Origin of the sequence: Kitasatospora acidiphila, assembly GCF_006636205.1 — a bacterium.
GTDB lineage: Bacteria > Actinomycetota > Actinomycetes > Streptomycetales > Streptomycetaceae > Kitasatospora > Kitasatospora acidiphila.
In genome coordinates this window covers 2,940,057-2,962,538 of record NZ_VIGB01000003.1, presented here as the reverse complement: position 1 = coordinate 2,962,538, position 22,482 = coordinate 2,940,057, and the positions used below count along the sequence as shown (strand labels likewise).

At 72.8% G+C, this 22,482-nt stretch carries 15 protein-coding genes and 1 pseudogene; 4 read left to right on the top strand and 12 right to left on the bottom strand.

Going from position 1 to position 22,482, the window contains the following annotated elements; genetic code table 11:
• Positions 1 to 517: 517 nt before the first annotated feature.
• The 4 genes from ssb (at position 518) to E6W39_RS14070 (ending at position 5,310) form a co-directional block, all read left to right on the top strand.
• A complete protein-coding gene (gene ssb, locus E6W39_RS40415; protein WP_228718147.1) occupies positions 518 to 1,462 on the top strand; it encodes a single-stranded DNA-binding protein in 945 nt (314 codons plus the stop codon).
• A 797-nt stretch (positions 1,463 to 2,259) separates the two neighbouring features.
• The gene (gene ettA / locus E6W39_RS14080) at positions 2,260 to 3,924 is read left to right on the top strand and encodes an energy-dependent translational throttle protein EttA (RefSeq protein WP_141633840.1); all 1,665 of its coding nucleotides are present in this window, start codon (positions 2,260 to 2,262) and stop codon (positions 3,922 to 3,924) included.
• Between the two features lie 118 nt (positions 3,925 to 4,042).
• Positions 4,043 to 4,561: an acyl-CoA thioesterase gene (locus E6W39_RS14075; RefSeq protein ID WP_141633839.1), complete on the top strand. Its 519-nt coding sequence runs from the start codon at positions 4,043 to 4,045 to the stop codon at positions 4,559 to 4,561.
• Complete coding sequence (locus E6W39_RS14070; protein WP_141633838.1) at positions 4,558 to 5,310, top strand: hypothetical protein; 753 nt, start codon at positions 4,558 to 4,560, stop codon at positions 5,308 to 5,310. The genes E6W39_RS14075 and E6W39_RS14070 overlap by 4 nt, the downstream gene beginning before the upstream one ends.
• Before the next feature lie 87 nt (positions 5,311 to 5,397).
• On the opposite strand, the gene E6W39_RS14065 is transcribed toward E6W39_RS14070, so the two are convergent.
• The 12 genes and pseudogenes from E6W39_RS14065 to E6W39_RS14010 all read right to left on the bottom strand — a co-directional run bounded on the left by E6W39_RS14065 (position 5,398) and on the right by E6W39_RS14010 (position 22,470).
• Entirely contained in the window at positions 5,398 to 6,336 is a 939-nt protein-coding gene (locus tag E6W39_RS14065) for an ABC transporter ATP-binding protein (RefSeq protein WP_141637733.1), read from the bottom strand.
• A 140-nt stretch (positions 6,337 to 6,476) separates the two neighbouring features.
• Positions 6,477 to 6,974 (bottom strand): FtsX-like permease family protein, encoded by a 498-nt coding sequence (locus tag E6W39_RS14060; protein ID WP_181799265.1) that lies wholly within the window; start codon positions 6,972 to 6,974, stop codon positions 6,477 to 6,479.
• 2 nt (positions 6,975 to 6,976) lie between these two features.
• Positions 6,977 to 7,846 carry a hypothetical protein gene (locus E6W39_RS14055; protein WP_141633836.1) on the bottom strand — a complete coding sequence of 290 codons (870 nt, stop codon included), beginning with the start codon at positions 7,844 to 7,846 and terminating at the stop codon, positions 6,977 to 6,979.
• Positions 7,792 to 9,687, bottom strand: coding sequence for a hypothetical protein (locus E6W39_RS14050; RefSeq protein ID WP_141633835.1), 1,896 nt, complete (start codon positions 9,685 to 9,687; stop codon positions 7,792 to 7,794). The genes E6W39_RS14055 and E6W39_RS14050 overlap by 55 nt, the downstream gene beginning before the upstream one ends.
• Positions 9,684 to 13,037: an FtsX-like permease family protein gene (locus E6W39_RS14045; RefSeq protein ID WP_141633834.1), complete on the bottom strand. Its 3,354-nt coding sequence runs from the start codon at positions 13,035 to 13,037 to the stop codon at positions 9,684 to 9,686. The genes E6W39_RS14050 and E6W39_RS14045 overlap by 4 nt, the downstream gene beginning before the upstream one ends.
• Positions 13,038 to 13,255: 218 nt before the next feature.
• Positions 13,256 to 13,656 (bottom strand): annotated as a pseudogene (locus tag E6W39_RS14040) (globin).
• Between the two features lie 103 nt (positions 13,657 to 13,759).
• A complete protein-coding gene (locus tag E6W39_RS14035) occupies positions 13,760 to 14,887 on the bottom strand; it encodes an FHA domain-containing protein (protein ID WP_141633833.1) in 1,128 nt (375 codons plus the stop codon).
• A gap of 205 nt (positions 14,888 to 15,092) precedes the next feature.
• Complete coding sequence (locus E6W39_RS14030; RefSeq protein ID WP_141633832.1) at positions 15,093 to 16,457, bottom strand: vWA domain-containing protein; 1,365 nt, start codon at positions 16,455 to 16,457, stop codon at positions 15,093 to 15,095.
• An 82-nt stretch (positions 16,458 to 16,539) separates the two neighbouring features.
• Positions 16,540 to 17,670 (bottom strand): PP2C family serine/threonine-protein phosphatase, encoded by a 1,131-nt coding sequence (locus tag E6W39_RS14025; protein ID WP_141637732.1) that lies wholly within the window; start codon positions 17,668 to 17,670, stop codon positions 16,540 to 16,542.
• A gap of 2 nt (positions 17,671 to 17,672) precedes the next feature.
• Positions 17,673 to 20,180, bottom strand: a complete 2,508-nt coding sequence (locus E6W39_RS14020; protein ID WP_141633831.1) for a serine/threonine-protein kinase — start codon at positions 20,178 to 20,180, stop codon at positions 17,673 to 17,675.
• Between the two features lie 5 nt (positions 20,181 to 20,185).
• Positions 20,186 to 21,532, bottom strand: a complete 1,347-nt coding sequence (locus E6W39_RS14015) for a hypothetical protein (RefSeq protein ID WP_181799264.1) — start codon at positions 21,530 to 21,532, stop codon at positions 20,186 to 20,188.
• Positions 21,533 to 21,555: 23 nt separating this feature from the next.
• Positions 21,556 to 22,470, bottom strand: coding sequence for a glutamate ABC transporter substrate-binding protein (locus tag E6W39_RS14010; RefSeq protein WP_181799263.1), 915 nt, complete (start codon positions 22,468 to 22,470; stop codon positions 21,556 to 21,558).
• Positions 22,471 to 22,482: the final 12 nt, after the last annotated feature.

Sequence of the window (22,482 nt, the reverse complement as noted above, 5' to 3'; positions counted from 1 at the left end):
GGCGTCCGCTGCCTTGCTCGGCTTTCCACGTGTGGGGTGGGTGTGTCGGCCTTGCGATAGCGGTCTGATAATCGCAGGTAGGTACGACGAGTGCAGCGTTGGGGGCGGTGTTGCCGCCGGACGTTGTGCAGTCGTTATGGCGATGTCTCCTCAGCCGTTATGGACTAGCCGCACCGGTAGCGGGGTGTGCCGGGAACGTGACCGATGAGTATCGGCGGAGTCTGTCGGAAATCGGTTCGTCAAGTCGGATGACGTGGACAGAGCTGGTGTAGGCCACTCGTTCAGGGGCGCGCCGACCAGGTGTCCGACACTCCGGCATGTGCTTGTCATGAACGCATAGCAGGGCTTGCTGCGATTGAGAAAATCATACTGCTATGGCTCAGCAAAGTTGTCCACAAGGTGGGGTTTTCCACAGGTTTCAATTCCCTCCGGCCGGTGCGCTCGGCATGCGCCAGCATCGTGTGTGGCCGGGAATTATCCGGGGCGCCGAGAAACGCGAGAAATGTGAGGACCTGCGGTGAACGAGACCATGGTCACGATGATTGGAAATGTCGCCTCGATGGTGCAGTACGGGCAGACGGCGGGTGGCATCCCGATGGCGAACTTCCGTTTGGCCTCGACCGAGCGGCGCTACGACCGGGCGCGCGCCGAGTGGGTGGACGGGGACACCCTCTGGGTCACGGTGCTGGCCTGGCGTGGGCTCGCGTCGAATGTCGTCAGCTCGCTGGAGAAGGGCGATCCGGTGCTGGTGAGCGGGCGGCTGCGGGTGCGTGAATGGGAGGACGAGGGCAAGCGGCGGTCGGTGGTCGAGATCGACGCTCGGGCGATCGGGCACGATCTGGGCCGGGGCACCTCGGCCTTCCGCTCGTCGGTTCGAGGGCGTTCCGAGCAGGCCGGGGTCCAGTCGGCCGGCGAGGCGGTGCCCGAGTGGATCGCGCAGGCGGCGCGTGAGCGGCGAGCCGTGGGCGGGCAGGCGTCGCTGGCCGGGGCCGTGGGTGAGGGGGTGGCCGGCGAGCCGGTTGGCTGGGCGGGAGTGATCGGCCAGGGGGCTTCGCGGGCGGGGCAGTTGCCGGTGGGCGAGGTGGCGGTCGAGCCGACCGGCTCGCCGGTGGTGCGCTCCCGGCGGCGATCGGCTCCCATGCTGGAGCGTGTGGTGGCGAGCGCGGGGCAGCAGCAGTTGGAGGCGGAGGCGCTGCCGGGGCTGGCCGATGGTCCGGCGGCAGGAGAGGCGCAGCTGGCTCACGTGGCTCAGGCCACCAGGCGGCGAGTTGGGGAGGTGGTGGGTGCCGTGTCTGACACGGCACCGGAGGAGAGCAGGGCGCTTGAGGCCGAAACGGCTGGAGCGGCGGCGCTGGTCACGCATGGCGGGCGGCCTGCTCGGAGCGGCCGGGGAGGTCGGGCCGGCGTTCTCGCCGGAGTAGGTGGAGTCCCGGGGGCTGATGGGGAGGCCCTGCCGGTGTGAAAGATGAATGATGAACGATCTGTCAGGCGGCACGGTGAATGTTGCCGACGGTCGGCCGGGGCCGAACTGATGCCATCGCGCGGGCTTGCCGATGGTGGGCGAGTCCGCGCGGCGAGCGGGAACTTGAGCATCTTTTGAGCTTTTGTCGACACTCCATCTCTCCGGCCGCCGGAACCCTGCGAAGCAATGGGACCGGCAGAAGTCGATAAAGTGACGAGGTATCTGCCACCCCGTCAAGAGTCCGGCTACACCTGTTCCTTGATAACAATTCCGAAACGGAAGCGGTTTCGGTGGATCCTGCAGTTGGTCGCTGGTTGCGGTCAATAGGTTGCCGCTGGTTCAGCGTGATGTGTCGGCGCGCGGGGAGAGTGGCACGGTGGGGTGAGCCGTCCAGAGTGCGGCTCTGCCGGGAGGGGGTTTCCCGTTTCAGATGCAACAGCGGGTATTGCCCGCAAAGCAGCTGTCATGCTCACGTCTGGGTCTGGCAGTGGGGGCGGGCCGGCAGCGGGTTGCCCTCCAGGCGATGCGCCGCCGCGGCCGCTATGGTCGCACCGCAGCCTGAGGTGCAAGGCCGACCTGGGGCACATCCTCGACCTGACCTCAGGCGACGGACATCCCGGGTGGCTGTCTCGAGTGACAGGTGAGCCAGCTGTGACGGCTGATCCCTGAGCGCGGAGCCCGGGCCCGCTGCCGGGCAGGGGTTCGGGATGCGGGGCCCAGTGCGGCACAATGGAACGCTGAACGCTGTATCCCGAAAGCCTTCCCCCTACTCCTCGACGACGCCGGAGCGATCTCACGTGGCGGAATTCATCTACACCATGCGCAAGGTGCGCAAGGCACACGGCGACAAGGTCATCCTTGACGACGTGACGCTCAACTTCCTCCCCGGGGCGAAGATCGGTGTCGTCGGTCCCAACGGCGCCGGTAAGTCCACGGTGCTGAAGATGATGGCGGGCCTGGAGCAGCCCTCCAACGGCGAGGCATACCTGTCGCCCGGCTACACCGTCGGCATGCTGCTGCAGGAGCCGCCGCTCGACGAGTCCAAGACGGTCCTGGAGAACGTCCAGGACGGCGTCAAGGAGATCAAGGGCAAGCTCGACCGGTTCAACGAGATCGCAGAGCTGATGGCGACCGACTACTCCGACGCGCTGCTCGACGAGATGGGCAAGCTGCAGGAGGAGCTGGACCACGCCAACGCCTGGGACCTCGAGGCCCAGCTGGAGCAGGCCATGGACGCGCTGGGCTGCCCGCCCGGCGACTGGCCGGTCACCAGCCTCTCCGGTGGTGAGCGCCGCCGGGTCGCGCTCTGCAAGCTGCTGCTCGAGGCGCCCGACCTGCTGCTGCTCGACGAGCCCACCAACCACCTCGACGCCGAGTCGGTGAACTGGCTGGAGCAGCACCTGGCCAAGTACGCCGGCACCGTCGTCGCGGTCACCCACGACCGGTACTTCCTGGACCACGTCGCGCAGTGGATCCTCGAGCTCGACCGCGGCCGTGCCTACCCGTACGAGGGCAACTACTCCACCTACCTCGAGACCAAGCAGGCCCGTCTCAAGGTCGAGGGTCAGAAGGACGCCAAGCGCGCCAAGCGGCTCAAGGAAGAGCTGGAGTGGGTCCGCTCCAACGCCAAGGGCCGCCAGGCCAAGTCGAAGGCCCGCCTCGCCCGGTACGAGGAGATGGCGGCCGAGGCCGACAAGATGCGGAAGCTGGACTTCGAGGAGATCCAGATCCCGCCGGGCCCGCGCCTGGGCAGCATCGTGGTCGAGGTGGACAAGCTCAACAAGGCCTTCGGCGAGAAGGTCCTGATCGAGGACCTCTCCTTCACCCTGCCCCGGAACGGCATCGTCGGCGTGATCGGCCCCAACGGCGCCGGCAAGACCACGCTCTTCAAGATGCTGCAGGGCCTGGAGACGCCGGACTCCGGCAACGTCAAGGTCGGCGAGACGGTCAAGATCAGCTACGTCGACCAGGGTCGCGCCAACATCGACCCGAAGAAGACCCTGTGGGAGGTCGTCTCCGACGGCCTCGACTGGATCAACGTCGGCCAGGTCGAGATGCCGTCCCGCGCCTACGTCTCGGCCTTCGGCTTCAAGGGCCCGGACCAGCAGAAGCCGGCCGGCGTGCTCTCCGGTGGTGAGCGCAACCGTCTGAACCTCGCGCTTACCCTCAAGCAGGGCGGCAACCTGCTGCTGCTCGACGAGCCGACCAACGACCTCGACGTCGAGACCCTCTCCTCGCTGGAGAACGCGCTGCTCGAGTTCCCGGGCTGCGCCGTGGTCATCTCGCACGACCGCTGGTTCCTGGACCGAGTGGCCACCCACATCCTCGCGTACGAGGGTGAGAGCAAGTGGTTCTGGTTCGAGGGCAACTTCGAGTCCTACGAGAAGAACAAGATCGACCGGCTGGGTGCCGACGCGGCCCGTCCGCACCGGGCGACCTACAAGAAGCTGACCCGCGGCTGATCGTCCGGTCGTTCGGTCAGACGAACCGTCCGTCGGCCCGGTGAGGTGCCCCGCTTCGGGGAGCCCGCCGGGCCGACGCGTGCGGAGGCACACGAAGGCACAGAGGAGAACGACACTCGTGGCACGCCACATCTACGCCTGCCCGTTGCGGTGGTCCGACATGGACGCCTTCGGACACGTCAACAACGTGGTCTTCCTGCGCTACCTGGAGGAGGCCCGGATCGACTTCATGTTCCGCCAGGCCGCCGAGGCCGGCGCGGGCGAGTTCGCGGGCGGATCCGTGGTGGCGCGGCACGAGATCGACTACAAGCGGCCGCTGGTGCACCGGCCCTCGCCGGTGACCATCGAGACCTGGGTGACCAGGATCGGCGGCGCCTCGGTGACCGTCGCCTACGAGATCAAGGACGTGGCTGACGACGGGACCGAGACCGTCTACATCCGCGCGTCCAGCGTGGTCGTTCCGTATGACCTGAAGGCCGCGCGGCCGCGCCGGATCAGCCCGGTGGAGCGGAAGTTCCTCAGCCGGTTCCTGGAGGACGGCAGCGAGGGCACCGGAAACGGCCAGGGCACCGAAAGCGGCCAGGGCACGGAGGGCGGCGCGGACGCCGCGGCCAAGGGAGAGAAGGTCGCGGCGTGATCGGCACCGCAGCCCTGGCCTTCGCCGACCCGCGGGAGGCGGCGGACCTCGGCGCGTTCCTCACCCGGCTGCTCCGGTTCGACCGGGCAGCGGCCGTGCGACTGCTGGCCGTACCCGGGCCGCGGCCGGCCGAGTCAGCGCAGTCGGCGGAGTCGGAGCAGCCGGGAGCACCCGGGGGAGCAGTTGAGGACGGCGGTGTGCTCGCCGTCTACGGTCGGCTGCCGCTCGGTGGCACCGGCGTGCTGGCGCTGCGGACCGCCCGGCTCACCGGCCCAGCCCCGGCCGCCGATGCGACGGTGTCGGCCGGCCAGCTGCTGGAAGCGGTTGACGAGGAGCGCGGCGCCCTGGTGGTCCCGCCGCCGGTGACCGGCCCGGCCTGGGCCGGGATGCTGCCGCCGCGCACCGGCTGGCAGCTGCTGGGCAGCACCGAGGTGGATCTGGTGATGCCTCAACTGATGGAATCAGTGCGGGAGTTCAAGGAGCGCACGGCCGAGGTGCCGGAGCACCACCGCAGTCGCGCGGTGCTGGACCAGATCGCCGACGACATCTGGTCGCGCCCCCTGGCCGCCCTTCCCGAGCTGCCGCTGCGAGTGGCCCACGCCGCCTACCGGATCGGCTTCCTGCACCCCGGTGCCGCGCTCACTGCTCACCGGGCGAAGGGCTGGCTGCGTTTGACGGCGCCGCATGGCACGGTCGCGCTGCGTACCGCCGGCCCGGGTGCGGGTTTGGGGTTGACGCCGCTCGGGTGAGCGGCTGGGCGCGGGCGTCCGGGGTGTTGCGGCGTGTCGTCCCCGGCCGCTCGGGTGAGCGGCTGGGGGTGGGCGCTCGGGGTGTGGCTAGGCATCGCCTTCCCGCTCGTCCGGGCGGACGGCGATGTGGTCGCTGGCGAGGTCCACGGCGACGCGGTGCTCCATGCCCAGGGCGGCGAGGAACTCGCGGGGGAGCTGGACCCGGCCGGTGCGGTCGAGCATCACGTACTCGCGCTCGCTGGTGGACTTCTGGCCGTGCTCGTCGGTGAGGGTCTCGCGCAGTACTTCGGAGCTGGTGCGCCCGTCCCGGATCGCCACGGTGCGCCGCACCTCGCCGGCGACCATGGGGTCGTGGGTCACGATCACCACGGTGGCGCCGAGCTCCCGGTTGACGGTGCGGAACGCCTCGAAGATCGACGCGGCGGTCTCCGAGTCGAGCTCGCCGGTCGGTTCGTCGGCCAGGACCACGGACGGGTTGTTGGCCATCGCCACCGCGATCGCCACCCGCTGCTGCTCGCCACCGGAGAGCTGGGCCGGACGCCGGTCGGCGAGGTGGGCGATGCCGAGCGCGTCCAGCAGCTCGCCAGCCCGGTCGGCGCGCCGCTTGGCCCGGCCGGCGGACCAGCGCTCACCGTTGAGCTGCATCGGCAGCGCCACGTTCTGAGCTGCCGTCAGGAACGGCATCAGGTTGCGCGCGGTCTGCTGCCAGACGAATCCCACCAGCTCACGGCGGTAGCGCAGCCGCTCCTTGGCGGTCATGGTCAGCAGATCGCAGCCGGCGACGGTGGCCGCGCCCGCGGTCGGGGCGTCCAGGCCGGCCAGGATGTTCAGCAGCGTGGACTTGCCGCTGCCCGAGGCCCCGACCAGGGCGATCAGGTCGCCCTTGCGGACCAGCAGGTCGAGTCCCTGGAGGGCCTGCACCTCGACCCGGTCGGCCGTGAAGATCCGCACCACCTGGTCGCAGACGATGACCGAGTCATGGCCGTATGCCACCTGGTTGCGGGCGGCCTCGGCCCGCCGGCGCAGCTCGGCGAGGCTGACCTCCTCGCCGGTGCTGCCGCGGGTCGCCGCCTCCTCGCCGGTCGCCGCCCCGTTGGCTGCCGCTCCGTTGGCTGCCGCTCCGCTGCCCGGAGTCCGCTGCTCGGCAGTGCTGTTGTCCGGACTGCTCACCGCTGGTCACCCGCTCTCAACTCGGTATTGATCTGCCGCCGTCCGGTCAGTGCCGTCTCCACCAGGACCACCAGGGTGCAGAGCCCGGCCAGGGCGGCCGCCAGCCAGAACACCGCCCCCGCGTCGACCCGCAGTCCGCCCGGTACCGTGGTGCCGACCATCGCCGACAGGTTGACCGTCGAGCCGAGCAGCGGTGCGCTCAGGCAGGCGATGCCCGCGCCGGCCGCCGCAGCGGCCAGTGCCTGCGGAAGCGCCTCGCAGAGGATCAGCACCACGCCCTGGCGCGGCCGCAGGCCCATGGCCCGCAACCGGGCCAGCAGCGCAGCCCGCTCCGGGGCGGCCCGCAGCAGGGTCAGCAGCAGCGAGAGCAGGCTGTATCCGGCAGCGGTGACGACCGCGGCCCAGAAGAGCTGTTCGGCGGAGTGCTGCAGTGGGTGCCCGCTGATTCCGGCGGAGATGTCGTCACGGGTGGCGACCGAGAAGAAGTTGTCCACGCTCAGCGTGCCGGCGGTGGTGCTGCTGCTGGTCGAGGCTCCACTGGTTGGCGTCCCACTGGCCGCCCCTGCACTCGCCGCCGCCCCTGCACTGGCCACCCCTGCACTCGCCGCCGCGCCCGGGCTCGTCGCCCCGCTCGGCGCGCTGCCGCCCGCCCCCGGGCTCGCCGCCGCCCCGCCGGCACCCCTGCCCCCGCGCCCCCGCGCTCGTCGGCCGCCAGCTCGCGTCCCAGCAGCGCCCGTAGCTTCGCGCTGCTGATGCCGTTGCCGGTGCCGAACCAGGCGTTGGGGTTGTCCACCAGGTACTTGGCGCTGGGCAGTTGGCGGGCGACGGCGGCTCTGGAGACGATCAGGACCGGGCGCGGCCCGCCGTCCGGCAGTGCCGGAGACCCGTGGGTGGTGCCGACCACGTGGTAGCGCAGCTCGCCGTAGGCGCCGGGCAGTGAGACGGCCTCGTCGCCCGTGCCGATCCGGCTCGCGTTCTGGTCGGTGATGATCGCGGGCACCGGCGCATCGGGTGCGGCGGTGGGTTGTTCGAGCAGCGTCGGGTCGATCTGGCCGTATCCCACGCTGCGGGCCAGAGCCGCGTACTCGGCGGGGTCGACGATCAGCAGCATGCCGCCGGAGACGAAGCCGTTGAGCGTGGCGTCCCGGTCGAGCACCATGGCGGTGCCGCTGCGCACCCCGGGCAGTTTGGCCACCGCAGCCAGGAAATCGGGCGGCAGCGTGATCTCGTCGTTTCCGGTCACCCGGGCGTCCGCGCCGATCATCTGCCGGGCCGCCACCTGCCGTTGCTGGTTCGCGGAGTCGAGTACCGTCACGCCGAACCCGGCCGTGGTGACCGCGAGCACCAGCGCGAGCAGCGGCAGCACACTCGGCGCCCGCCCCCGGCCCCCCGGTCACCGCCGGCGCCCTGCCCGCTGCCGACCCCGCCAGCCCGGGTGGCGCGGGCCAGCCCGAGGAACCCGAGCGCCCCCCTACCCCTCCGGGCCAGCAGCACGGCCGGTGACAGCAGCAGCGGGAAGATCCGGGCCAGCAGCACCGCACCGGCCAGCGCGAGCAGTAGCGGCGCCGAGCTCAGCAGCAGGTCCAGCGAGCTGCCGGGCGGCGCCACCCCGCGCCGTCGCACCGCGACCACCGCGCCGACGGCCAGTACCAGTGCGCCGAGCTCCGCGATCAGCCGCCGCGGGTCGCCGAGCGCCCGGACGAGGGCGAACGGGCGTCGCCCGGCGGCCCGTTCGGTCCGCTGGTTGCGGCCGCCGCGCGGTCCGTTGGCGCGCAGCATCAGCACGGCGCGGATCGGGAACGGCAGCAGCGAGGCCAGGGCGGTCGCCGCGCCGAGCAGCACCGCCGCTCCCCAGCGCGGCGTCGGCAGCAGCACCAGGGCGAGCGCGGTGCCGAGCACGGCGGCGGGCACCACCAGCACGGCGGTCTCGGCGAGCAGCCGCCCGCCGATGTCCCGCAGCGAGCCGCCGCGGGCTCGCAGCAGCAGGAGTTCTGCCTGCCTGCGGTCCACCGCGAGTCCGGCCGCCAGCGCCAGCAGCACCAGTGCCACTGCCCCCGCGCCGACCGGCCCGATCGCATAGATCGGGGCGGCCGCCGCCTGGTCCCGCTGCGCCTGGGCGAACACGTCCGGGAGTGGGGAGTCGAGCTGCAGATCCGAGATGGCGGTCTGGTCGCGCAGGCCGGCGGCGCGCTGCCCGTTGAGGATCGAGCTCACCAGTTGCTGCGCGGCGGGGATCTGGGAGGCGTGCATGTGCTTGGGGTCGACGGGGATCTGCCAGAACAGCTCGGAGGAGGCGTAGTCCGGCAGTGTGCTCATCATCGCTTCGTTGATGAGGCCGCTGGTGTTCCAGTACGGCTCGGGTGGCCGCTCCTGGTCGTAGTTCAGGCAGGCGGTGAGGACGCACGGCGAGGCGTCCCAGAACGGGTCCTTGGGGTCCTTGGGTTGGAAGATGCCGACCACATGGACTTGGTCCTTGCCCGGCGTCGTGAGGAACGCGCCCACCTTGACGCCGAGCCGGTCGGCGGTCGCCTTGGAGAGCATGACCTCGTAGAGCGTGCCGCTCTTCAGTGCGTTCATGTAGGTCACCGCCTGCGGTGCCCGGCCTTGGACCACCGTCACGTGGTTGAGCTCTCCGACGATGGTGAACAGGTTGAGGGTGGGGTCGGGTATGCCCGGCCGGGGCAGTCCGGGGTCGAGCAGGGGGCGCCCCTTGAGCGAGTGGGCGCCGTAGGAGGCGCTCCCCGGCGTCGGTGCCAGCGGCGCGACCAGTTGCTTCTGGATGGCCGATGCCACGTCGTTGACGGTGGTGAGGTTGAACAGCCCCCGGGGGTCGCCCGTGGAGAGCCCGGAGTCGTTGTCCATGACCCTGGCGGACAGGCCGGCCCCCGGCTGGTCGGCGAGCAGCCGGGCCACCGCCTGGTCGGCGTCGCGGTCCAGGGTCCGGGGGAGTGCTGCGGCCAGGAATCCGGTGCCCAGGACCAGCACGGCGAGCAGCACGGCGGCGGCTCGGCTGGTGCGCAGCCGGGTGCGGACCCAGGGCGCCGGGTTCCGCCCGGCCCGCCGTCCGGACCGCCGTCCGTCAGGCTGTCCGTCCGGCTGCCCGGTCCGCCGTCCGGCCCGCCGTCCGTCAGGCTGTCCGTCCGGCTGCCCGGCTCGCCGTCCGGCCCGCCGAGCGCTCCACGTCGAGCTGGCCTTGTCGCGGCTCACATCTCCTCCGAGTGGCGCAGGCGGGTGGTGGTCTCGGCGGCGCGGGCCGGCCGCAGCACCCGGTGGACGGTGAGCAGCACCGGCAGCGCGGCGACGGCCGCCAGCAGCACCAGCACCTGCCCGATCGGCAGGGCCACCATCGCCGCCGGTACCGGCCGCCCAGCGGTGGGGGTGAGGACGGTGAGCGGCACCACCAGGTGGACCAGCACCGTGCCGAGCAGGGCGCCGAGTCCGAGCCCGAGTCCGATCAGGATCCCCTGTTCGGCGGCGGCGGTGCGGGCCAGTTGCCGGTGCGGGCTGCCGAGGGCTCGCAGCACCGCGAACTCGACGGCCCGTTCGGCGGCGGCGCCGATGGCCGCGGCGGTGAAGCCGATCGCGGCGAGCGCGGCGGCGGCGATGGTGAGCGCGAGCAGTCCGGTCTGCGGGGCGGCGGTCAGCGGATCGGCCCGCATGCCCGTCACCAGGTCGCCGTCCAGCTGGAGTTGGCCCGATGCCGCGCTGGAGCGAAGGGCGGCGGCCATGGCGGCGGGCTGCGGGTCGCCCGGCCCTCGGCTGGGCAGCCACCACTCGGTCGGGCTGAGCGGGTTGTCGCTCTGGGTGGCGATGACGCGGTCGATGGTGTGCAGGTCGGCGAGGAGCGCGCTGCTGGGCCCGCCGGAGGGGCTGCCGGTGGTGGGCAGGGCGGGCACCACTCCGATGATCTTGAACCGCAGCTGGTCGACGCCGATCTGCATCGGGATCTCGTCACCGGGTTTGGCGCCCGCGGCGGCCAGGAAGTCCTTGGTGGCGAGCGCCGGGATGGTCGCGGGCAGGTTGGCGCCGGTCGGGTTCGGCAGCGTCACCGTGGCGTCCTGGCTCTCGGTGCCCTGGCCGGTGCTGAAGGTCATGGCGAGCAGGTCCTGCGGGTTCACGGTGGCGATCTGGGCGAGGTCTGCCGGGTGGTCCTTGGACCGGTGGTCGTCCAACTGCCAGCCGAGGTGGTCGGGGTGGCCGACCGGCTGGCCAGGCGTGCCGTCGCCCGGCGCGGCGGTGATCTGGTGGATCGTCAACTGCTGATTGACCTGGCCCTCGAGTGACGCGTAGTACTCGGCCTGGACGCCGATCAGGGTGAGCGGATAGGCGGGGGCCCCGGCGGGGTGGGCGAAGACCGCGCCCAGGTCGGCGGTGACCGTGGCGTCGCCGTTCAGCGGCAGGTTGGTGCCCAGCGGCACGGTGAAGACCAGGCCGAAGCGGTCGTGCATCACCAGCTGCAGGGTCGGGGCCACCGGGGGGTTGAGCGGGGCGCCCGGCAGGAGACTGACCGCCTCGGGGGTGACCGCGGTGGTCATGCTGAGGTCCACGGACACCCGCAGCGGCTTGCCGGGCAGTGCCAGGCCGTCGGAGGTGCTCGGGACCTGGTCGGCGAGCGGCCCGTAGAGCTGGGCGGGGGTGCGTCCGCCGGTCAGGTCGTCGCGCAGCCGCACCGAGTTGCTCGCCTGCCGGGTGTCGATGGCCAGCAGTTGGCCGGTCTGGCCGCCGTTCAGCGGCAGCGCCTGCCGGGAGACCGGGATCACCCGGTCGCCGCCGGGCAGGCCGGAGAGCAGTCCGGCTTGGCCGAGCGAGGTGAGGCCCAGCCCGCTGATCCGCAGGCCGCCGACCGAGCTGAAGTCGGCCTGGTCGCGCTGCGAGGCGCTCAGCGTGGCGGCCTGGCCGAGCGCCAGCATGCCCATCGAGACGGCGAGCACCATCAGCAGCACCGGCCCGGCGTTGCGGCGCGGCCGGCGGGCGAACTGCCAGCCGGAGAGTGCGGCCGGCAGCCCGCGGCCGCGGACGGCCCAGCGTTCGCCGAGCCTGGCGGCCAGCGGCAGCAGCCGCAGCGTGAGCATGGTGCCGGCGCAGAGCGCCAGGGTGGGGGCGACCACCAGCACCGGGTCCAGGCCGAGCTGCCCGCTGGCGTCGGTGGAGAGCGCGCCGCCGCCCGCCACGCCGGAGCTGTAGTGGTCGAGCTGCAGGTAGGCGAGCCCGGCCAGGACCAGCAGCGCCACGTCGGCGCCGGACCGCAGCAGGCCCGACGCCGCCGCCTGCCGCCGGCCGGAACGGCGTTGCAGCACGGCCCCGCCGGCCCGCAGCACGTTCGGCACCAGCACGATGAGCACCGCGCCGACGGCGGTGGCCATGGTCACCAGCCAGGAGCTCGGGGCCAGCCCGTTGCCGAGCCGGACGCCGGTGCGGGCCAGTGGTCCGAACCGCCCGATCAGCCCGAGCACCGGCGGCAGCAGCAGCGGCCCGAGCAGCCCGCCGGGCAGTGCCAGCAGCCCGGCCTCCAGCGCGGTGATCCCGGCGATCCGGCGACGGGCGGCGCCGCGCGCGGTCAGCAGCGCGTTCTCGGTGGCCTGGCGCTCGCTCAGCAGCCGGGTGACCAGGAGCAGCGCGGCGACCGCCAGCACCACGAGTTGCAGTCCGCCGATCACCAGGGTGGACCGGGCCACCAGCAGATCGTTGTGCAAGTCGCCGAGGGCGGCCGGTAGTCGGGTGGTGGCGGTGTACCCGGTGCTGTTCTGGAAGGCGCCCACGACCTGCGGCACCCGGGTGCGCAGCGCGTCCAGGGCGGCGGCCCTGGCGCTGCTGAAGTCGGCGGTGATCTGCCAGTTGGCGCTCTGCTGGGTGAGCGCGGAGCCGGTGAAGGCACTGTCCGGGACCAGCAGCGGGCCGTAGGTGGTGAAGCCGCTGACCGACAGTCCGTGGCCGCCCAGCTCGTCCAGTTGCCAGTAGCGGTCGGTGGTGTCGGTGGGGTGGTAGGTACCGGTGATCAGCACGTCGTGGGACGAGCCGTCGTACCGGTCGACCAGGTGCAGCGGCGCCGGCAGGGCGTCGGTGTGCAGTCCGAGCCGGGCGACCACGACGTCGGGCACCGCCACCTCGATCGGCGCGCCCGGGGCGGTGTCCTTCGGCAGCCGGCCGGCGGTCACGGTGACCCTGGCCGGGTCGAGCGAGGCCAGGAACGTCAGGTCGGGGTCGGCGGGGCTGCCGTCGGGGTTGCGGGGGACGGGGACGGGCGAGGGCAGGGCGAACGGGTGGCTGCGGGCCAGCCGCTGCACGGCGGTGGGCAGCGGGCTGAACAGGTCGCCGGCCAGTTGCCGGACCTGCTGCTCGGTCTTGCCGCGCTGGTCGGCGCTGCCGTCGGCGGTCACGTCGACGGTGGCCCGGTTGCGGTCCTGGACGGTGAGCGCGCGGTGCAGGCCGGCGTCGCCGACCCCGGCCTCGAAGGCGTTCAGTGCGGCCAGCGTGGTCGCGGTGAGCAGGACGGTCAGCATCGCCGCGCCGGCCAGTGCGAGTCTGCTGCGCAGCCTGCGCAGGACGAAACCGCCCATGGACGCTGTCCCTCCCCCGAAGTCCCCCGACAGTGGTGAAATTCGGGCGCAGGGCAGCGAAGGGCGGGCTGCCGAATAGCGGTCTGCGGAGCCCTGGCACCGAATACCGGGCGATGTTGTCAGACTGCGAACTCAGGTGGAAGGGTTCGGTGCAAAACGTGTCCGGAGCGAAAGCAAACGAGCACCGAACATGTCAAGGCCAGTCAATTACCCGCAGGTCAGGCGGAGTTGACCATCGAGGCGGCGGCGTAGGCCAGGTACTCCCAGAGCTGCCGGTCGGCGTCCGGGGCCAGCTCCAGCTCGTCCAGCGCATCCCGCATGTGCCGCAGCCAGGCGTCGTGCGCGGCCTGGTCGACCTTGAACGGCATGTGCCGCATCCGCAGCCGCGGGTGCCCGCGCTCCTCGCTGTAGGTGCGCGGACCGCCCCAGTACTGCATCAGGAAGAGCGCCAGCCGCTCCTCGGCCGGGCCGAGGTCCTCCTCGGGGTACATCGGGCGCAGCAGTTCGTCCCCGGCCACCCCTGGTAGAAGCGGTGCACCAGCCGGCGGAAGGCGGCCTCGCCGCCGACCGCCTCGTAGAACGTCTCCTCGCGAGTCTCGCCGCGCCCGATCTCAGTCACCCGACCATGGTCGCAGACCGTGGCCGGAGCCGGAACCGAGACGTCGGTCCTACGACTCCGGTCGCCACCACTGCGGCCGCGGAAGCACCGGCTCCTGACAAGCTCAGGAGCGGTGCAGGGTGATGGTGGTCCAGGCGCCGATGTGGATCCGGTCACCGTCGTTGAGCGCGACGGCGGTGTGCGGGGCGATCGGCTCGGCACCGCCGTTCATCGTGGTGCCGTTGGTGGAGTCCTGGTCGACCAGCACCCAGCTGCCGTCCGGCTGCTCGGCCAGCAGCGCGTGCTGGTGCGAGGCGCCCGGGTCCTCCGGCGGCACCGACAGGTCGATCTCCGGCACGGTGCCGCGGTGCTGGCTGCGCCGGCCGATCCGCAGCTGGCCGCGACCGGTGATCGGGATCCGGCGCTCCGGGCAGTACGGCGGGAAGAACAGCCCGGAGGCCTCCGGGCCGCTGCGGGCCATCATGTCCGTGAAGTACTCGCGGTCCGCGGTGATCACGGCCACCCACTGGGATCTGACCGGCTCGGCCTGCGGCATCTGCTGGGAGGGCGGTGCCAGGTGGAACGAGGTGCCGTACTGCTCGACGCTGGGCTGCGGCGGCATGCCCGGCTGCTGCGGCGGCATCGGCCGGGACGGCTGCGGGGGCACTCCGGGCTGCCCGGGCATGCCGGGCTGTCCGGGCTGCGGCATCCCGGGGTGCCCAGGATGCCCGGGCGGCTGTGCGCCCGGCTGCCCCGGCTGCTGGTACGGCGAGCGGGTGGACGGCGCCGACCCGAACGGGTCCGCCGGCGGGAAGACCGGGTCGGGCTGCGGCGGTGGGAAGACCGGGTCGGGCTGCGACGGGTAGCCGGAGCCGGGCGGCGGGTAGCCGTACCCCGGCTGCTGCTGGTGCGCGGGCCCGGGCTGCGCGGGCCCCGGCGGCGGATAGCCGTAGCCCTGCGGCGCGCCCACCACCGGCATCCCCGGCGAGGTGGACAGCTCGAAGTCGTAGCCGCACTCCTCGCAGTACCGGCCGGTCTTCGGGGTACGGCAGATCGGGCAGCCGACGCTCTCGGAGACCCCCGGGAAACCGCCCGGCATCGGCGGCGCCTGCGGCGGCATGGCCGGCGGCGGGGGCACCGGAGCGCCGAACGGCCCTGGTGCCCCGACCATGGCGGCCGGGCGCATCGCGAGGCCGCAGTAGTCGCAGTAGTCCTCCGACTGCGACTCGTGGCCACTAGGGCAGATCGGCATCAAGTCCCCCACATCTCGGCAGGTCCCGGCCCCCGACGGAACCAGTTTCACGACAGCCTCTCACGATACCGATCTGCCAGGCCGTGGTGAACGGCGGCGGGTCAGTGGAACACCACGAGGGCGGCCTCCCACTGCGCGGCGGTCCGTCCGGTGACTGCGCACCGGCGGCGACGCACCCGAGCCGTTCCGCCTCGCCGGCGGCCGCTCAGCCCTCGCGCTTCTTGGCCGCCACCCGGACGGTCTTGGTCGAGCGGGTCTCCAGGGTCATCGAGTCGGCCTCGCTGACGTCCTTGCGGAACCTGACAGTGCCCTCCTTGGGGTCGACCACGTCGACCACCTTCTGCAGCAGCTTGAAGGTGCCCTCGTTGCCGGTCTGGTGGGCCAGCCGGACCGCCGCGCCGAGCTTGGCGGTGGCGGTGTCCATGTCGCCCGCCCGCTGCGCCTCCAGGCCCTCCTGGATCGACGAGGCGAGCTCGGCCTGCCCGGTGTAGTGGGCCACCTGCGGGCTGATCCGGGTGGAGGAGGCCAGGTCGTCCGTCCACACCGCGCGGACCAGGCCTTGGGCCAGCACCTCGGTGGAGCCGTCGGCGCCGGGCAGCACCAGGGAGATCCGGGCGGCCAGCATCTCGTTGCCGACCGCGGCGGACGGCACCTCGACGCAGACGTGGTAGTCGCGGCTCTCGTCGCCCCAGGAGCCGGTCGGGTAGTCGCCGGCCCGCGGCCCGGCCTCGGCCCGCCGCCCGGTGAGGTCCTCCAGGTCGGGCGCCACCTGCTTGACGAACTTCACCTGGGCGTTGGCCGGGGTCCAGACCCGCAGTGCCACGTCGGCGACCTGCTTGCCCATCGCGGCGGTCATCATCGAGCGGAAGTCCTCGGCCAGGTCGGCCGGTTCGGCCACGATGTCGGCGGTGCCGAGCAGCGCGGAGGCGATCTTGCGCAGCTCGGCGACCTCCCAGTCGGTGCCGACGCCGCGGCAGTCGGCGGTGAAGTGGCCGCTCACCCGGTCCAGGGTCTTCTGCAGGTCCGCCGGCTTCTCGTGCTCGTTGCGGCCGTCGGTGAGCAGGATGCCGTGCCGGATGGCGATGTCGTGGCGGGTCAGGAAGAGCCTGTCGGCCAGCGTGAGCCAGGTGCCGATGGCGGTGCCGCCGCCCGCGGTCAGCTTGCGCAGCGACTGCTTGGCGGCCTCCCGGGTGGCCGGCGAGGCGACGGCCAGCGAGCCGTTGGCCGGGTAGACCTCGCGGGCCTCGTGGGTGCCGGCCACCACCGCGAAGGCGACCCCGTCGCGGATGGTGTCGATGGCCACGGCGGTGGCGTCCCGGGCGTTGCGCATCTTGGTCGGCGGGTAGTCCATCGAGCCCGAGCAGTCGACCATCAGGACCACCGCGGCGTCCTGGGCGGCGCCGGGTGCGGCGTCCGCGCCCAGGCCCAGCGGCCGCCCGCCTGTGGTGCCGCCGCCGGTGGCGGTGACGGTGACGATGGCGTTGACCTCGCGGGCGCCCTCGGCGAGGTACTCGTTCTGGAAGATCTCGGTGGCGAACCTGGGCAGGTTCGACTTGGTCAGACTGGCCATTGGCCGTACCCCTCTTGGCAAGAGTCGATGGGTGGCTGGTGCGTCGTGAGAAGACGTCAGCCGGACAACGGGTGAGTGGGCGTCAGCTCTGCTCGGTGGAAACGGCCGGCGGGAAGCTGGGCATCGGCGGAACGGTCGGCTTGATCACCGGCAGGTCGAGCAGGGTGTCCACCCAGCCGGACGCCGGATCCGGCACCACCGGCAGCACCGCGACGGTGATGTTGTCGTGCCCGCCGGCGGCGACGGCGAAGGCCACCAGGGCCTGGGCGGCCCGCAGCGGGTCGGTGCGGGCGTCGGCGCGAACCAGGTCGGCCAGGCTGGTGGCGGCCTCGGCGTAGTTCCACAGGCCGTCGGTGCAGATCAGCAGCACGCCGGGCACATGCGGGGTGAAGGCGACGGTGTGCGGCACGACCTCCTCGGCGTCCGCGCCCAGCCAGCCGGTGATGGCGTGCGCCCGGGCGTCCGCGTAGGCCTCGGCCTCGCTCATCAGGCCGGCCGCGATCATGCCGGTCGCCCAGGAGTCGTCCTCGGTCAGCCGGTACGGCTCGGCGTCGGAGCGGTCGTCCGGGATCCAGTACGCCCGGCTGTCGCCCACCCAGCCCACGGTGACCACCCCGGCGGCGGCCACCGCGCTGACCACCGTGCAGGCGGGGGAGTTGTGTCCGGGCTCCGGGGCGGTGCCGTCGCCCGCCAGCGCGGCCACCGCGGCGGCGGCGCTGGCGATCGCGCCGCGCATCGCCGGCTCGGCCGCCTCGCCGTGCTCCAGCGCGGTCAGCAGCGCCTCACCGGCCGCGTCGGCCGCGGTCTGTGACGCCTCGTCGGGCCGGGAGGCGGACGAGACCCCGTCGCAGACCACCGCGACCACGGCGGGCCGGCCGTCCGGCAGCGAGGTGGCGGCCAGCGTGAAGGAGTCCTCGTTGCGGTGGTGGCGCAGCCCGCGGTCGCTGACCCCGGCGCCGCCGGCCAGCGAGCGCTCCACATGGTCGCGCGGGCTCGGCTGGGCCATCCCGCAGGCCTCGCAGAAGCCGTCGGCGCCCACCTGCCCGGCGCCGCAGTGCGCGCAGACCGGCCCGGCCGCCGGCGGCAGCGCGAAGTCGGCCCCGGCGATCGAGGCGGCGGGTGCGGGCGGCGCGGCGGCCAGGCCCATCCCGCAGTTCTCGCAGAACACGTCCGCGGGGTCGAGCGGTTCGCCGCAGCCCGGGCACTCGGTCATCGTCACACCCACGTCCGCGGTCGGGACCGGTTGGCCCGCTCCACCAGTTCGATCCGGTCCTCGGCCCGCTCGGCGAGCCGGGCCAGTGATCGGTAGGACTTCTCCAGCGCGAACCGCAGTTCGCGTTCCTTGGTCGGCAGGGTGCCGAGCGCGGTGGCGACCGGCGAGTGGCCGGGGGCGCCGGCCAGCGCCCAGCCCAGCGTGCTCTCCAGCACCTCCACCGAGAGCTGCTCGCGCCGCCGGTCGTCCAGCCCGAGCAGGGCGAGTTGGGCGTTGCCCGCTGCCAGGTCGTCGCCGATCGGCTCCTGCGGGGTCCGGGCCCGCACCCGGGCCCGGATCGCGGCGATCCGGGCGGCGGTGTAGTGGGTGGAGACCTCCGGGATCGACTCCAGGGCGGCGACCGCGCCGGCCCGGTCGCCGCCGGCCAGGCAGACCCGGGCGAGTCCGAAGGCGGCGCTCACATAGCCGTGGTCGGTGGTCCACACCAGCCGGTAGAACTCGGCGGCGTCCTCGTGGTTGCCCAGCAGTTCGGCGCAGATGCCGAGCGCCAGCTTGGGCGCGGCCTCGCCGGGGAAGGCGTCGTAGACCGCGTCGAAGGCCTCGGCGGCGGCCTCGACCAGCGGCCGGGTCTGCGCCTGGGAGGAGGCCGCGCCGGCCAGGGCCAGCTGGGACAGCCCGCGGTACCAGACCACCCGCCAGTCGTCGCCGTGGTCGGAGCGCAGCTGGGCCAGCGACTGCTCGGCGTCGACGTGCCGGCCGAGCTCGATGAGTGCGCGCAGGCGGCGCAGCCGCAGCTCCACCGAGTCCGAGGTGGCGGTGCTCAGCGCACCCAGCACGTCGTCGGGCCGGGTCGCCATCAGCGCGGCCAGGAACCCGGCGTTGGCGTCGCCCGGGTCGACCCGCGGCACCGGCAGGGCCAGCGCGGCGGCGGCCACGTCGGGCACCACCAGCCGCGGCACCCCGGGTGCGGGGGCCGGTCCGTCGGCGATCAATTCGGTGTCCACGACCCGCAGTTCGGGTCCGAACAGGGTGGACAGGGCGGGCCGGGGCTGACCGTCCGACAGGGCCAGGATCTCCCGCAGTACGCCGGTCAGCTGGTCGGCCATCTCCTCGGCGGAGGCGAACCGGCGCGACGGGTCCGGGTCGGTGGCCCGTACCAGCAGCCGGTAGAACGACTCGTACTGGGCGAAGACCGGCACCTCTTCGGGGCCGGGCAGCTCCTCCCGGTAGGTGGTGCTGTAGCCCTGGAAGTCGAAGGTCAGCACCGCCAGGGTGCGGGCCACGGTGTACAGGTCGGAGGCGGGGGAGGGGCCGTCGGTCGCTATCTCCGGCGCCTGGTAGCCGACCGTGCCGTAGATCGGGCCGTCGTCGTCGAAGCGGCGGACCGCGCCCATGTCGATGATCTTGAGTGTGTCCTCGCTCTGGATCACGTTGTCGATCTTGAAGTCGCAGTAGACCAGGCCCCGGCTGTGCAGGTAGCCGAGCGCGGGCAGCGCCTCCAGGGCGTAGGCGATGGCCTGCGCCACTGGCAGCGGGTCGCGCCGGCCGTCCGGAGTGCGGCGGTCGTTGGCGATGTCCTTGAGGGACTTGCCGCCGACGTACTCCATCACGATGTAGCCGTCGGTGCTGCCGGTCCGCAGATCCGGGTGCTCGACGAAGTTGATGATCCGGACGATGTTGGGGTGGTCCACCTCGGCGAGGAACCGCCGCTCGGCGATCGCCACCGCCAGCGCGTCCTCGTCGCCGGTGTCCAGCAGGCCCTTGAGCACCACCCAGCGGTCGCTGACCCGGCGGTCCACCGCGAGGTAGATCCAGCCCAGGCCGCCGTGCGCCAGGCAGCCCATCACCTCGTACTGGCCGCCGACCAGGTCGCCGCGCTGCAGCTTCGGGGTGAACGAGTAGGCCTGCCCGCACTGGGTGCAGAAGCCGTCGGGGCGGCCCGGGCGGCCGTTCTTCTCCCGGCCCACCGGCGCCTCGCACTTGCTGCAGAACCGCTTGCGCTCCGGCACCTCGGGGTCGACCAGCACCGCCTGCGCCGGGTCGCTCTTCGGCACCGGCGGCACGGTGACCAGGCCGGCGCCCAGCCGGCTGCGGCTGCCGGTGCTGCGGCTGCCCTTGGAGCTGCGCACCGAGACCGAGCCGCGGGTGCCGGTCCGGGTGGAGCGGTGCGAACGGGACCGGCCGGACATCGAGCGGGACGAGCCGGTGCGGCTGGACGGCACCGAACGGGCCGAGCTGGAGCCGGAGTCGGGCGCGACCCGGGAGGCGGGCACCGCTGCCGAGGCCGCCGTCCGCGCCGGGCCGGCCGCGATGCCGCACTCGTCGCAGAAGCCGTCGGCGTCGATGGTGCCGGCGCAGGCGGGCTGCGCGCACTTGGCGCCGACCCCCGTCGCGGTGGCCGTCCCGGTGGTGCCGGACACCCCCAGCGGCGCCAGACCGCACTCGGTGCAGTACCCGTCCGCGTCGATCACTCCGCCGGAGCACCCCGGCCGGACACACGCTTCGCCCATGGCTCTCATTCCCCCTGTCCGTCGTACCGCCGCGCGTCCTGCGGCGCGGCCGCCGGACGCAACGCCTGCTGGAACCTGGTCACCGCCGCGGCGGCCGCGCGCAGGTCGCACGGCGCGCTCCACAGCAGCCAGCGAGCCTTCTCGTAGCGCTCGATCACCTCGGGGTCCTCCGCCACCCCGAGGCGCGCGGCCATCGCCTTGTAGGCGTCCAGCCGGCCGCGCAGTTCGGCCCGGACCGCGAGCGGGGCGGTCACCTCGGTGAGGGACTGCCGGGCCCGCTGCAACTCCTGGGCCGCCTGTTCCTCCAAGGCGTCCAGCAGCGGCGCCAGCCGATGCCAGAGCCCGTTCTGCCGCAGCTCCGCCGCCTGGTGCACGCCATCGCGCAGCGCGGCCAGCGGCCCCGGCACGGCCGGCACCTCGGTGGCGGCGATCTTGGCCAGCACCTCGCCGCGGGCCTGCCGGGCCTCGCCCAGCGTGGCGTCCGCGCGGCGCAGCAGATCGGCGACCTGGTGCAGCCGCTCGTCCGCTTCGTCTCGCAGCCGAAGCAGCTGCTCCAGTTCGACCCGTATCGAGTCCAGGGTCCGGCCGGCCTGGTCGAACCGGGCCACGTCGACGGCGCCGGCCGCCGCCTGCTGCGCGGCGACCACGCTGGTGGTGCTCTCCCGGCCGCGCTGGGCCGGCACCCGGGCCGGGCGCCACAGCGCCAGCGGGTCGGCCAGCACCTCGGCCCGAAGCCCGGTCAACTCCTGCTCCAGGACGGACAGGTCGTCGCCCAGCGGATGGCTGCCGGGCCGGACCCCGACCGAGCCGGCCAGGCTGGCCACCCGGCGCAGCTCGGCCAGCAGCAGGTCGATCCGGGCCGGCAGCGCCGACCAGACCGCGTCGGCGGCGTTGACCACCTCCAGCACGGTGGCGTAGCAGGCGTTCATCCGGTCCATCAGCTCGGTCAGGCTGATCTGCTCGACCAGCCGGGCCGGCCCGGCCAGCTGGTGTGCGGCGTCGGGCAGTTGGCCGCCGGAGACGGTGACCGCCCGGCCGCGCAGCAGTTCGCTCAGCTCGGCCAGCTCCGGGGAGCCGGGCCGGCTGCGCCGGGAGCGCACCGCCCGGGCTGCGGCCAGCGCCTCGCTGTACCGGTCGAAGTAGGTCCACAGCAGGGTGAAGCCCTGGGCGGCGACCTGCCAGCGCTCCTCGGTGCGGCCGGTCAGCGTGGCGCCCTCCAGCAGCCGGCGGCCCGGGTGGTCCTGGAGCGCGAGCAGAGCGGCCTCCACCGCCTCGCGCTCGGCGGTCAGCCGAGTCAGCTCGCGGTCCACCTCCTCCCGGCTCAGCACCGGGCCGGATCCTGTCAACGCCACGCCCTTCCTCCTGATCTTCCTTGCTACGGCAGGTAGTTGGCGGCCGGCGGGCTCATCGGGCCGAGCCCCGGCTTCAGCCAGTGGTCGTAGCTGTCCTGCCAGCCGCTACGACGGTAGTCCTCCAGGATCTGGTTGACCCGGGCCACCAGGTCGGGCGCGGTCCTGGCCATCGCGATGCCGTACGGCTCGTTGGTCAGCGACGGGCCGATCACCTGCATGGTCGGGTCCTGGGCGGCCTGGCCGACGGCGAGCGCATTGTCCGTCATGGTGGCGTCGGCCTGGCCGAGTTGCATCCGGACCAGGCAGTCCAGCTGGTTCTCCACGACGACCTCGCCGGACTGGCCGAGCGGATGCTTGGTCAGGTAGTCCTGCGCGGTGGAGGAGTCCGCCACGCACACCCGCTTTCCCCTCACCGCATCGTCGATCGTCTTGGCGTGGGCCGCCTTCGGCACCACCACCTGCTGCCCGGCCTGGAAGTACTCGGTGGAGAAGGCCAGGTCGTTGAGCCTGTCACAGGTGATCGTCATGGTACGCGCGATCAGGTCGACCGAGCCGCTCTTGATGGCATCCATACGCTTCGCGGTCGGCACCATCTTGAACTGGACCTTGTCGGGATCGCCGAGCAGCGCCTTGGCGACCGCATGGATCAGATCGATGTCGAAGCCCTGCAGTTGACCGGTGACCGGGTTGCGGAAGCCCCAGTCGTAGCTGTCCTGGTCGACGCCCGCGACCAGCACGCCGCGGGCCTTGATGGCGGTCACCGCCGGCCCGCTCTCGTTGCTGCTGGGGCGGATGCTCTTGGTCGGGTCGCAGCTCTGATCGGCCGCCGCCTGGACGGTGGCCGTCTGGGTGGCGCTCCTGGGGGACGCCGCCGCACTGGTGAGCGTGAGCGGGGTGGCCGCCAGTACGGCGGCCAGCAGTGCGGTCCTGGTGCGCATCCGGCGACGTCC

What these genes read in the sequence shown, in the direction of transcription:
- E6W39_RS14045 (WP_141633834.1), bottom strand. Translation starts at nt 13,037, where the DNA reads ATGGGCGGTTTCGTCCTGCGCAGGCTGCGCAGCAGACTCGCACTGGCC.
- E6W39_RS14035 (WP_141633833.1), bottom strand. Translation starts at nt 14,887, where the DNA reads ATGCCGATCTGCCCTAGTGGCCACGAGTCGCAGTCGGAGGACTACTGC.
- E6W39_RS14030 (WP_141633832.1), bottom strand. Translation starts at nt 16,457, where the DNA reads ATGGCCAGTCTGACCAAGTCGAACCTGCCCAGGTTCGCCACCGAGATC.
- E6W39_RS14025 (WP_141637732.1), bottom strand. Translation starts at nt 17,670, where the DNA reads ATGACCGAGTGCCCGGGCTGCGGCGAACCGCTCGACCCCGCGGACGTG.
- E6W39_RS14020 (WP_141633831.1), bottom strand. Translation starts at nt 20,180, where the DNA reads ATGGGCGAAGCGTGTGTCCGGCCGGGGTGCTCCGGCGGAGTGATCGAC.
- E6W39_RS14010 (WP_181799263.1), bottom strand. Translation starts at nt 22,470, where the DNA reads ATGCGCACCAGGACCGCACTGCTGGCCGCCGTACTGGCGGCCACCCCG.